The organism is Stenotrophomonas sp. 28608_Sma, assembly GCF_056486185.1.
The window spans coordinates 1,021,866-1,035,168 of record NZ_CM151308.1 but is presented as its reverse complement, the minus strand read 5'-3'; the positions used below and the strand labels follow the sequence as shown (position 1 = coordinate 1,035,168).

Genomic DNA, 13,303 nt, shown 5'->3' with positions numbered 1-13,303 from the left:
CTCTCTCCGCCAGACAAACGCAAAAAGGCCGCCCACAGGGTGGCCCTTTTGCGTTTGTCTGGCGGATGGGATGGGTGGTGAGAAGCCACGCCGGGGTTCGACGGTTCTGCAGGAGCAGAACCGGACCGCCGCAGGCGGGTCCCGAGGTGCAACGCGCATCGGGATCGGGGCATGGATGCACCCGACAACCCCACTCTCTCCGCCAGATTACGCAAACCCCTGTTAACGCGGGGGTTTTGCCTTTCTGGAGGAGCGTCAGACGGGACACAAATCGGGACACAATCCAATGTGAATTTCCCATCACCTCTTCCGCTCTCCCACCGGCTATTGGCACTTCCGCCGGCGAGTCTCCTCCGATTTCCATGCCAAGCTGGACCAGATGGGCATCAAACGAAGTCTGTAAACCACGCATCTGTGCCAAGCCCATTTGCAGGCATCATCTTGGCATCGCGCTATGCTGAGATCTTGAACGCAGTTCGGGGCTGCCAATGAACGAGATCACCACTAAGGTAAGGATGTGGACGCGCTCATCGAACCTTTGGCCAAGGGAACAGGTCGGCACGACCTGACGCTTCATCGCACCCATGAACCGGATGGCACTCTCAGCGGACGTACTACCATCCAATACTAGAAGGAAAGCACTCCATGGACTGGATTAGTTTTTTGACCCGCGATGTTGCGATTGGGTCCATCCTAGGCATCTCGGCAGCGGCACTTATAATCTGCTGGCGTGTCGGCTCGTTCCATCCGGTCAACGTTCGCCTACTGCGATTCTTTATCGCAAAGGATGAGATCGAAGATCCCATCATCAAGAAGAGCATTGCAGATCAAACGGCGCTGGTCAGCTTTAGAATGACACACGGCGTGAAAGCAAGGACGATTCGCGACGCGCAAAACCTGTCGCAATTCTCTGACAGAACCAACATTCCGCTCGATCTGATAGGAAGATCTGGCTGGGCATTCAATTTAAAAACTCTCTCCCTAAATCCCAGCCGGGTGCCTCACGGAGCATGGCTCGCTCTTCCAGGGATACTCTTGTTTGTTCTGATACTCTCGACCGCTGGCTTCTCGGCAGTGGCAGCGAGCAGCAAGCTGCTCGTCTCGTTGAAAGCCACTGACACTTGGCTGTGGCTCTCCCAAGAGGACGCTCGCGCAGTTCGACCTTTCGGCGACAGAGCCGTAATCAACAAAGCCTCTTGCGATAAAGAGCAAGACGCTGCCGAGCCTCCAGTTGGCTTTCATAAAGATGACCGCAAAATTCTTTGCGAACTTTGGTCTGATCCAGCGCTTGAAAAGCACTTCTCCAAAGAACTACCTGAGCAACGAATCACATTTCTTGTAGCAGCAGCCATCTTTGCGTGGTACGCATTTATGAGCTTTTCACTTCTTCGTGAGTGGCTTGCCCAGAGAGAACTTCGAGACCTCTTGGAAGAAGTCAAAAAAGACACGATAGAGTCCGACCCAAAGCCTATTGAAAAGAACAAGTGATAAACAACTTCTGTTATGACCAGGCAATAGCACCAATCCCCGGCGCCATCACTGGATATTATTCAGGTCTACTCATGGCAAAAGTATCAAGTCGAAGGATGAGTTCACAGGGGAATGCTGTTGGACGTCGGAGGCAAAAGGCAAGCCAGTGAATCTGACCGGTATTTCGGCGTAAGGTATACACGCACGACATCGGGCCCATGAATCCACGTGTAGCGTGGATCTACTGACGATCGTCTATCGTGGGCCCATGAACCTCCGCCTCTACCGACCCGCAGATGCCAGCGCCTGCCTGTCGATTTTCGACAGCAACGTGCCCACCTACTTCGCGCCCGAAGAGCGCAGCGACTTTGAACGCTTCCTGCGTGAGCAGGCCATGGACTGCGCCTTCCAGGTGATCGAGCGCGACCACCGCATCGTGGCCTGTGGCGGCCTGTCGCGACGCGGCGATGGTAGTGCCGGTTTCTGCTGGGGCATGGTGCAGCGCGCGCTGCACCGGCATGGACTGGGCCGCGAACTGGCGCTGGCGCGCCTGCGCCAGGCCGAAGTGGATCCCTCGATCAATCGCGTCACGCTCAGTACCAGCCAACACACCCAAGGCTTCTATTCCGGTCTCGGCTTCCAGGTGACACGTGTGGTGCGCGATGGCCACGGTGCCGGGATCGACGCCGTGGAAATGGAGCGGGAGCTCTAGCGCTCCCGCCCCGGTCCCATCCACGCCCGCCGTGGTTCTACCGCTGGCCCGCTCCCCTCAGAAGCCCACTCGCAGGTTGATCTGCCCGCCGACGTCGCGGCGACCGTCGCCGTGCTGGCCCTGCACGAACATCGACAGCTGGCTGTTTCGGCCGAGCCCAACCGCCACGCCCAGCTGGCTGACCAGCGCGTTGCGTGCCATCACCGCGCTGTACACATCGAACGCATTGCCGCCGACCGCGAAGCGGTTGCGGCTGGCCACGTCGGTGTCACCCGAAGCATGCTGCCAGCCGAGGCCGACCGTCAGCTGTGCCGGGAAGCGCTCGCCGCTGCCCACGTCCCAGCGGCCCCGCACGCCCACGGTGCTGACATTGAGCGTGTCCTTGCCGCCTTCCAGCGCCAGCGCAGCAGTGCCGCCCTGCTCCACCGCGCGATCACTGTCGACCCAGTGCTTGGTGAACTGCACATACGGCTGCAGCTGGGTCCTGCCGTGGGTCCAGGTCCAGCTGCCTTCCACCTGGGCGATGGTCACATCCGAGTCCTGGCGGCTGTACAGGGTCTGGCCCAGCAGCGGCACCTCACGCGTGGTGCGCGTGCGGTAGTCGCCGCGCGACACGCTGCCACCGACCGCAAAGCCGTTGTTCCATTGACCCTGCGCATACAGGCCGAAGGTGTTGCCACGCAGGCGGGCGCGCGAGCTGCGATCGTACAGGCGCGTATCCAGCCGTTCGTTGCCGGCCGCTGCACCCAGCACCACGTGCTCGCCCAGCTGCCAGTCCACGCCGGCCATCAGCGCATTGCGGTTGGAGCGGATGTCGTCGCCGTTGCCATCACCATCCTGCCTGAACACCTTGCCGCTGCCGGCCAGCCAGGCCGAGGCACGCTCACCGCGCACGGTCGGCAGCTCACTGCCCAGACGCTGGCGGATACCCTCTTCCAGGTAATTGTCGTACAACAGCACCGCACGGCTGGCCGCATGCACTTCACCGGACAGCTGGTCGAAGGCCGCGCGCGCGGTACCCGCGTCATACATCAGCAGCGTGTTGTACAGGCCCAGCGCCGGACCACTCTGCGGCAGGCTGTCCAGCGCTGCGGCGGTGTTGTACTGGTTGCGCGTCTTCGCCGCCGTGGTGAAGGCTGCGGTCTGCGCCACATCGATCTGCAGATTGGCCGTGTTCGCCGTGTAGACCGGGGTGATGGTCAGGAAGGCCGACGGCGTCTTCGCCGAAGCGAACTGCCCGCTCACGCCACCGCCCGCATTGACCACGGTGTACTGCTGGCCCTGCTGGTAGCTGGTGCTCGGCGAGATGGTATTCACCTGCACGCTGCTGCCACCCACGTTGGCACTGCCACCCACCTGCACCGTGTCGCTGCCGGTGGCACCCAGATCGATGCCCAGCGTGCTGCCCGGCGACAAGGTCAGGTTGCCACCCACCGTGATCGTGCCGGTGCCATTGCCCGCACCGCTGCCATTGCCTGGGCCATTACCCGGCGACAGCACGCCGCCACTGGATACCGTCACGCCACCACCGGTACCCCCGATGGTGCCGGTGCCGGACAGCGTGGTACCGCTGCCGATGGTCCACTGGCCGCCGATGTTGCCGGTGACATTCAGGCCACCGCCGGTGACCTGGCCGGTGCCGCTGAAACCACCGCTGTTGCCGCCAAGGTTCAGGCCCCCCGGACCGGCCTGCACGATGCTGCCGTCACCGCTGATGCTGCCGCCCAGCGTGGTGCTGCCACCGGTGTTGATGATCAGCCCACCGTTGTTGGTGATGTTGCCGGTGATCGAGCCACTGGCGCCGCCATTGCCAACCTGCACCGTGCCACCGGCGTTGATGGTGGTGCCGCCGGTGTAGGTGTTGTTGCCGGTCAGGGTGATGGTGCCAGCGCCGGCCTGGGTCAGGCCACCGCTGCCGCTGATGGTGCCGCCAACGGTGGTATTGCCACCGACGTTGAACACCAGGCTGCCGTTGTTGCTGACGTTGCCGGCAATCGATCCGCTCGCGCCGCCGTTGCCGACCTGCAGCGTGCCGCCGGTGTTGATGGTGGTGCCGCCGGTGTAGGTGTTGTTGCCGCCCAGGATCAGCGTGCCGCTGCCGGCCTGGGTCAGGCCACCGCTGCCGCTGATGGCGCCGCCGACGGTGGTGTTGCCACCCACGTTGAAGATCAGGCTGCCGTTGTTGGTGACGCTGCCGCCAATCGCACCGGTCGCGCCGCCATTGCCCACCTGCAGGGTGCCACCGGCAGTGATGGTGGTCGGGCCGGTGTAGGTGTTGTTGCCGGTCACGGTCAGTGTGCCGCTGCCGGCCTGGGTCAGGCCACCGCTGCCGCTGATGGTGCCGCCCAGCGTGGTGTTGCCCGCGACGTTGGACACAAGCGTGCCGTTGTTGGTGATGTCGCCGACGATCGAGCCGGTCGCACCACCATTGCCCAGCTGCAGCGTGCCGCCGGCATTGATGGTGGTACCGCCGGTGTAGGTGTTGGTGCCGGTCAGCACCAGCGAGCCACTGCCCGCCTGGGTCAAGCCACCCGTACCACTGATGGTGCCGCCCAGCAGGGTGTTGCCCGCGACGTTGGAGATCAGCGAACCATTGTTGGTGATGTCGCCAGCGATCGAACCGGTCGCTCCACCATTGCCCACCTGCAGCGTGCCACCGGCAGTGATGATGGTGCCGCCGGTGTAGGTGTTGTTGCCGACCAGCGTCAGCACGCCGGCACCGGCCTGGGTCAGGCCACCACTGCCACTGATCGCGCCGCCGACCGTGGTGTTGCCCGCCACGTCGAACACCAGGCTGCCGTTGTTGGCGACGTTGCCGGTGATCGCACCGGTCGCACCGCCATTGCCGACCTGCAGCGTGCCACCGGCATTGATGGTGGTGCCGCCGGTATAGGTGTTGTTGCCGGTCAGAGTCAGCGTGCCAGCGCCGGCCTGGGTCAGGCCACCGCTGCCGCTGATGGTGCCGCCCAGCGTGGTGTTGCCCGCCACGTTGGACACCAGCGCGCCGTTGTTGGTGATGTCGCCGACGATCGCGCCAGTCGCACCACCGTTGCCCACCTGCAACGTGCCGCCGGCATTGATGGTGGTACCGCCGGTATAGGTGTTGTTGCCGGTCAGCACCAGCGTTCCGCTGCCAGCCTGGGTCAGGCCACCGCTACCGCTGACCACACCGCCCACGGTTGCGGTGCTGCCCAGGTTGTAGACCAGGCTGCCGTTGTTGGTGATGTCGCCCAGCACCGAACCGGAGCTGCCACCGTTGCCGAGCTGCAGCGTGCTGCCACCGTTGATGGTGGTGCCACCGGTATAGACGTTGTCGCCGCTCAGGGTCAGCGTGCCGGTGCCGCTCTGCACCAGGCCACCGGTGCCACTGAGCACACCGCCGAAGGTGGTGCTGCCGTTGTTGCCGCCGGTGGTCAGGGTCGCACCGCCCAGCACCACGCTGGATCCGGTTACGCCGGCCAGGCCTCCGATGCTCTGGTTGCCACCGGCACTGATGTCCAGCGTACCGGCACCGGCCAGGTTCACCGTGCTCGCACCCGACAGGCTGCCACCGGCCGCCACCGCCAGCGTGCCGCTGTTGATGGTGGTGTTACCGGTGTAGGTGCTGGCACCGCCCAGGGTGACCGTTGCTGCGCCATCCTTGAGCAGGCCGCCAGCGCCGCTGATCGGGCCGTTCAAGGTCAGCGCGTTGCTGCCGGCAAGGGTCAGCGTGCCACTGGCCAGCTGCACGGTATTGGCCAGCGTCAGCGCGCTGGTGCCGTCCAGGCTGGCATTGCCGCCCACGGTCAGCGTGCCGGTTCCCAGTGCATTGTTGTTACCCAAGGCAAGGCCACCGGCGTTGAGTGCCACGCCACCGCTGAAGGTATTGCTGCCGGTCAGGCCCTGGATGCCTGCACCATTCTTCACCAGGCCACCGGTACCGGTAATGTCACCAGCGAAGGTCGTGTTTCCTACGCCATTGAGGGTCAGCGTGCTGCCGCCGAGCGCAACCGTACTGCCGGTAACACCCGCCAGTGATCCGATGCTCTGCGCACCACCGGCAGAAATATCGAACGCTGTTCCGGCGTTGGCCAGTGTCACCGCGCCATTCGCTGCCAGACTTCCTCCGGCGCCAATCGCCAGCGTGCCCGCATTGATGGTGGTGCCACCAGTGAAGGTATTGGCACCGGTCAGGGTCTGGGTGCCGGTGCCTTCCTTGATCAGCCCACCGGTACCCCCCACCGAACCACTGAACGTGCCATTGACGGGACCACCAATGGTCAAGGTGTTGCCGCCCAGGTTCACCGTGCCGTTGCCGATCAGGGTACCGAACTGCTGCGTGCCGCTGCCCGCCGACAGATCGAAGGTCGCACCACTGGCCAGGTTGACGATGCCACTGGCATTCAAGCTCGCGCCGGCGCCCAATGCCAACGTACCGGCATTGATGAAGGTGCCACCGGTATAGGTATTGGCACCGTTCAAGGTCAGCGTTGCCGCGCCCTCCTTGGTCAGCGAGCCGGTGCCACTCAGGCTGCCGTTGAGGGTGAGGTTGTTGCTGCCGAGCACGGTCAGCCCGGCGTTGAGGACGAAGTTGTTGGCCAACGTCACCGCAGTGTTCGAATCGAGCGTACCGTTGCCACCCACCGTTACCGCCCCGGTGCCCAGCGCAGCATTGTTCCCGACCACCAGGCCACCGGCATTGAGCGTTACACCGCCACTGAAGGTGCTGGCGCCGTTGAGGGTCTGCACGCCTGCGCCGTTCTTGACGAGGCCACCATTGCCGGTGATCGCACCGTTGAACGTGCTGTCTACCGTGCCACCCAGGGTCAGCGCGCTGCCACCGAGTGCCACCGTGCTGCCGGCCACGCCGGCCAGCGAACCGATGCTCTGGTTGCCCGCAGAGATATCGAGGGTACCGGTACCTGCCAGGTTCACCGCGCCGGTCGACGCCAGGCTACCGCCGGCGCCGATCGCCAGCGTGCCGCTGTTGATGGTGGTGCCTCCGGTGTAGGTGTTCGCACCGGTCAGGGTCACGGTGGCCGCACCATTCTTGATCAGCCCACCGGTACCGGAAACCATGCCGCCCAGGGTCAGTGCATTGCTGCCCAGCAGGTTGAGGTTGGCACCTGATGCCAGCGTGATGTTGTTGGCCAGGTTGGCCGCGGTCGAAGCATCCAGCGTAGCGCTGGCCCCCACCGTCAGCGCACCGCTGCCGAGCGCGGCGCTGTTGCCGACCACCAGGCCACCGCCGTTGAGCGCCAGGCCGCCGTTGAACAGGTTGGCGCCGCCCAGCGTGAGGATGCCGGTGCCGTTCTTGACCAGGCCACCGGTGCCGGAAATCGCGCCGTCGAACACGCTGTTGCCGTTGCCGCCGAGGATCAGCGACTGCGCGCCCAGAGTGACCGTGGAGCCGGTCACCCCGGCCAACGAACCAATGGTCTGGCTGGCACCGGACGTCGAGATGTCGAAGCCGGTTCCCGCTGCGGTAAGTGTCACTGCACCGGTGGCCGCCAGGCTGCCGCCCGGACCGATCGCCAGTGTGCCGGCATTGATGAAGGTGCCGCCGGTGTAGGTGTTGGCACCGGTCAACGTCTCGATGCCCGCACCGACCTTGGTCAGGCTACCCGTACCTGCGATCGAGCCACTGAAGGTGCCATTGGTCGCCCCGCCGACTTCGATCGAATTGGCGCCCAGGTTGACCGTACCGTTGCCGACCAGGGTGCCGAACACCTGCGTGCCACTGCCGGCCGACAGATCCAGCGTCGCGCCGGTGGCGAGGTTCACGGTACCGCTCGCCGCCAGGCTGGCACCGGCACCCAGCGCCAGTGTGCCGGCGTTGATGTTGGTACCACCGGTATAGGAGTTGATACCGTTCAAGGTCAGCGTTGCGCCACCATCCTTGGTCAGGCTGCCGGTACCGGAAATCACCCCGTTGAGCGTCAGCGCATTGGTGCCCAGTACGGTCAGGCCTGCGTTAAGCGCGATGTTGTTGGTCAGTGCTGCCAGACCGGTGGTGTCCAGCGTGGCGGCCCCGCCGACGGTGAGCGCGCCAGAGCCCAGCGCCACGTCATTGCCGAGCACCAGCCCGCCTGCGTTGAGCGTCACGCCGCCGCCAAACGTGTTGGCACCGGACAACGTCTGCACGCCTGCACCCACTTTCACCAGGCCGCCGCCGCCACTGATCACGCCATCGAACGCAGCGTTCGTCGCTGTGCCGAAGGTCAGCGAGTTTCCGCCCAGGGCCAGTGTGCTTCCGCCCGCACCGTTGAGCGCGCCGATGGTCTGGCTGCTGCCGGCACCGGAGATATCGAAGCCAGCGCCTGCGCCCAGCATGACATCACCCGCCGCGGCAAGGCTGCCACCTGTTCCCAGTGCCAGCGTACCGGCGTTGATGGTGGTACCACCGGTATAGGTGTTGGCACCGGACAGCGTCAGCGTGGTGGCACCGTTCTTGATCAGGCTGCCGTTGCCATCGATCACACCCGACAGCGTCAGCGCATTGCTACCCGGCAATGTCAGTGCGACACCCGAGCCCAGCGTGACCGCATTGCCGAGCGTCGCTGCAGCACCCGCATCCAGCGTGGTGCTGGCATTCACCGCCAGCGTGCCGGAACCGAGTGCGCCGTTCGCGCCGACCACCAGGCCACCACCGTTCAAGGTCAGACCGCCACCGAAGGTGTTGGTGTTGTTGAGCGTCAGCAGGCCTGCACCGTTCTTGATCAGGCTGCCGCTGCCGGCCACCACGCCTGCAAGGGTGAGATCGCTGCTGCCGCCCAGCGTCAGCTGCGTACCCCCACCGAAGTTCACGGCGTTGGCCAGGTTCAGTGCCGTCGTTCCGTCCAGGCTGACGTTGCCGCCGATGCCCAGCGTGCCCGTGCCCAGCGCCCCCGAATTCCCGAGGATCAGGCCACCTGCATCAAGCGCGACACCGCCACTGAAGGTATTGGCACCGGACAGCGTCTGCACGCCAGCACCGACCTTGATCAGCCCACCGCTGCCATCGATGACACCGGCAAAGCTGCCATTGCTGGCGCCACCGAAAGTAAGGGTCTGCGTGCCCAATGCCACATTGCCGCCTGCCACGCCGTTCAACGCGCCAATGGTCTGCCCGGCACCCGCTGCGGAGATGTCCAGCGTCGCGCCGGCACCGGCAAGATTCACTGCCCCGCCCGCCGCAAGACTGCCACCGGCACCCAGCGCGAGGGTGCCGGCGTTGACCGTGGCTCCTCCCAGGAAAGTATTGGTACCGGACAGCGTCAACGTCGAGGCGCCGTCCTTGATCAGGCCACCGGTACCACTCACCACACCGCTCAGAGTGAGATTGCTGCTGCCCGGCAGGGTCAGCGTATTGGCGCCCAGGTTCACTGCATTGACCAGCGAAACCGGGGCACTCGCATCCAGAGAAACATTGCCGCCGATGTTCAGTGCACCGGTACCCAACGCACCGTTGGCGCCGACCGACAGACCGCCCGCGTTCAGCGCCAGACCACCACTGAAGGTGTTGCTGTTGTTCAACGACAGCACGCCAGTGCCGGTCTTGATCAGGCCACCGGTGCCAGTGATCAGTCCGCCCAGAGCAACATTCTCATTGCTGGTCAGGCTCAGCTGCGCACCGGCATTGAGATCGATGGCATTGCCCAGGTTCAATGCCACCGTACTGCCCAGGGTCGCGTTCGCGCCCACGGCAAGCAGCCCGGTTCCCAGCGCGCCAGCGTTGCCCAGCATCAGGCCACCGCCGTTGAGCGTCAGCCCACCGGCGAAGTTGTTGGCGCCGTTGAGCGTGAGCGTGCTGGCGCCGTTCTTGACCAGGCCACCGGCTCCGGAAACCACCCCGCCAAGCGTGATCGCCTGCGAACCCGGCAGCGACAACACGGCCCCACTGCCCAGAGTGACATTGTTGACCAGGTTCAACGCCGTGCTGCCATCGAGCGATGCATTGCCACCCACGCTCAATGCGCCCGTCCCGAGTGCACCGCTGTTGCCCAGCAGCAGGCTGCCGGCATTGAGGTTCAGGCCGCCGCTGAAGGCATTGGTGCCGTTCAAGGTCAGCAGCGAGGCACCGTTCTTGGTCAGGCTGCCGGTGCCGGTGATGTTGCCGCCCAGGGTGAGGCTCTGGCTACCCGGCAGCGTCAGCACCGCGCCAAGGTTGATGGCATTGCCCAGATTCAGTGCTGCGGTTGCGTCGAGCGAGCCATTGCCGCTGACCGTCAACGCGCCGGTACCGAGTGCACTGCCGTTGCCCAGCAACAGGCCACCGGCCGCCAGGTTCAGGCCACCACTGAAGGTATTGGCGCCGCTGAGCGTCTGCGTGCCCGTTCCCTGCTTGACCAGGCCACCGGTACCGCCGATCACGCCGCCGAATGCCTGGTTGGTGGCATCACCGAAGGTGAGCGTGCTGCCGCCCAGCGAGAGGATGCTGCCTGCCGCACCGGACAGCGCACCGATGGTCTGGTTGCCGCCGAGCGAGATGTCCAGTTCGGCGCCGGCCCCCGCCAGGCTCACCGCCCCGGTGGCCGCCAGACTGCCGCCACTGGCCAGTGCCACCTTTCCTGCGTTTACGTTCAGACCGCCGGTGAATGCGTTGGCCCCACCCAGCGTGAGCGTGGAGGCGCCGTTCTTGACCAGGCTGCCGGTACCACCGATCACGCCGCCCAGCGTCAGCGCGTTGGAGCCCAGCACGTTGAGCGAACCACCCACCCCCAGGTTGATGCCGTTGCCCACGGTCAGTGCCGAGCTGGCATCAAGCGTCACCGCGCCACCGACATTCAATGCGCCAGTTCCCAGCGCACCGCCGTTGCCGAGCACCAGTCCTCCAGCCGTGAGCGACAGCCCTCCACCAAACGTGTTGGCGTTGTTGAGGGTCAGGGTGGCCGCGCCGTTCTTGACCAGGCTGCCGGAGCCACCGATCACGCCATTGAAGGTCAATGCCTGGTTGCCGGACAGATTGAGAATGCTGCCCGCGCCCAGATTGACCGCGTTGGCGAGAGCGAGCGCCCCGGTGCCATCGAGAGACACGTTGCCGCCAACACTAAGTGTTCCAGTACCCAGCGCGCCTGCATTGCCCAGCAGCAGGCCACCGCCGTTGAGCGTGACGCCACCTGTGAAGGTATTGGCGCCCGACAGGGTCTGGGTACCCGTACCGACCTTGACCAGCGCGCCGCCGACACCGCCGATGACGCCGGAGAAGCTCGTGCTGGTGTTCAGGCCACCCAACGTGAGGCTGCGCGCGCCAAGGTTGAGCGCACCGGATCCGGCGAGTGAGCCGATGGTCTGGCTGGCCGCAACCGAGAGATCGAGGTTGGTACCTGCGCTCAGCGAGATCGCACTTGTCGGCGACAGGCTGCCACCGGCGCCCAATGCCAGCGCACCACCGGTGACCGCGAAGGAGCCCGTAAGCAGGTTGGCACCATTCAAGGTGAGGGTACCCGGACCCGCCTTGATCAGGTTGCCAGCGCCGGAGATCGAACCATTCAGGCCCAGCGCGTTGCTGCCCAGCAGGTTGAGCGTGCCGCCACCGTTGATGACGAGGTTGTTGCCCAGATTGAAGTTGGCCGAGGTATCCAGCGAAGCGTTGCCACCGACGGTCAGACTGCCGCTGCCGAGCGCACCGGCATTGCCGAGCACCAGGCCGCCAGCATTGAGGTTGACGCCACCGCTGAACAGGTTCGCACCGCCCAGGGTGACAATGCCGGTGTTGTTGACCGTCAGCCCACCGGTACCGGATAGCACGCCACTCAAACCGAAGCCTTGGGCACCGCCCAGGTTCAACCCGCCATTGAGGGTGAAATTGTTGCCCAGCGACAGGCCTGCACCACTGGCCGCGATCGAGCCGCCAGTGACGGTAAACAGGCCGGAACCGAATGCGGCGTTGTTGTTGAAGTTCACCACGCCACCACCGAGGGTGATCGCGCCCGTGCCCGACCACGGCCCCTGCAGGTTCCAGGTGCCACTGTTGACGGTGAGCTTCTGGAAGCCGATGTAGTTGGTCCAGCCGATGCTCGACGCAGGCCCGTTGTTACTGGCGTTGTCCTGCAGCACCAGGGTGTTGTTGGCGGCACCGGTGCCGATGCCTGCATCAACCGTGCCCGCCGCTGCGACCTTGACCCCGGTTACGCCGGCGAGCAGGCCTGCAGGTGCGCTACCGCCACCGGTAACCACGGTGGACCCTGCCACGGCAGTGAAGGTATTGCCGCCGGTGGAATCACCCAGATGCACACTGCCCGTGATCGTGCCCGCATTGGTGAACGTATTGCCTGTCGAAGCACCCAGGCCGACACGACCGGTGATGCTGCCACGGTTGGTCACGTTGGCCTGTGCTCCGCCATAGGTCACCACCGACGTCGCATCCGCAAGCTGCCCTATCCCCAGCAGCGACATTCCAATCGAACCATCATTGACCAGCGTGGTGGTCCCACCTGCGGCATTCTGCGCGGTGACCGCCTGGCCGCCGAAACCCAGCAAAGTGCCGATGTTGAAGATGCCCTTGATCTGGCCGCCAGTCTGGTTGTTGACCGTGATCGCGCTGCCACCGGCGGTGTTGTTGCCGACCACCAGGCCGGCCGCGGCCAGGCTGAGACCACCGGTCAGGAACGGATCGATCGTGCCGGCGTTGTTGACCGTGGTGTTGCTGCCGCTCAACGTCACCGCATTGCCGCCCAACAGCAGAGGCACGCTGAACACCGCGCCATTGGCGATGTTCAACGTCAGGCCGCTGGTCGGGTTGACGTAGTTGTTGATGTTGGTGGAGCTGTCGCAGTTGACGGTCGTGGTGCCAGTGCACGCTGCGAAGGCCGAACCACTGGCCAGCGTGGCAGCCAATGCCACCACCAACTGGTGCGCCCGCAATCGCGGCACCCGCCCTGCGCAGACCGCGCTTCCGCCGGGATTCTGGGTGACCTCCGAAGCAACCTGCATTACGCCGAGGGCGCGATTGAAAACCAGACGGTAAATGCGGTTCATCGGTAAATCTCCATGAAAAGACCGGATGGCACTGCAGGCAGGTTTTTTGAAGACAATGCGGCCCACCCCGGCTCCCGACACGGGAACAAGGCCTGGCGTCATTAACTTCTGAAAATCTTCACATCTTCACGCGACCGCACCTGGAAAAGGCAGGTCAACGTGTCCGTCAAGGCGAAAACTCCC

3 protein-coding genes are annotated in these 13,303 nt (G+C 64.6%); 2 read left to right on the top strand and 1 reads right to left on the bottom strand.

Annotated elements, in window-relative coordinates; genetic code table 11:
- The first annotated feature begins 645 nt into the window (after positions 1 to 645).
- Positions 646 to 1,488, top strand: a complete 843-nt coding sequence (locus ACZLHH_RS04680) for a DUF6216 family protein (protein WP_049462947.1) — start codon at positions 646 to 648, stop codon at positions 1,486 to 1,488.
- 250 nt (positions 1,489 to 1,738) lie between these two features.
- A complete protein-coding gene (locus ACZLHH_RS04675) occupies positions 1,739 to 2,182 on the top strand; it encodes a GNAT family N-acetyltransferase (RefSeq protein ID WP_049462946.1) in 444 nt (147 codons plus the stop codon).
- Between the two features lie 57 nt (positions 2,183 to 2,239).
- Here ACZLHH_RS04675 and ACZLHH_RS04670 read toward each other — a convergent pair whose 3' ends face one another.
- Positions 2,240 to 13,120, bottom strand: a complete 10,881-nt coding sequence (locus ACZLHH_RS04670; protein ID WP_197573081.1) for an autotransporter-associated beta strand repeat-containing protein — start codon at positions 13,118 to 13,120, stop codon at positions 2,240 to 2,242.
- Positions 13,121 to 13,303: the final 183 nt, after the last annotated feature.

Excerpts from the sequence above, each read along its gene's own strand:
- ACZLHH_RS04680 (WP_049462947.1), top strand. The coding sequence starts at position 646 with ATGGACTGGATTAGTTTTTTGACCCGCGATGTTGCGATTGGGTCCATC.
- ACZLHH_RS04675 (WP_049462946.1), top strand. The coding sequence starts at position 1,739 with ATGAACCTCCGCCTCTACCGACCCGCAGATGCCAGCGCCTGCCTGTCG.
- ACZLHH_RS04670 (WP_197573081.1), bottom strand. The coding sequence starts at position 13,120 with ATGAACCGCATTTACCGTCTGGTTTTCAATCGCGCCCTCGGCGTAATG.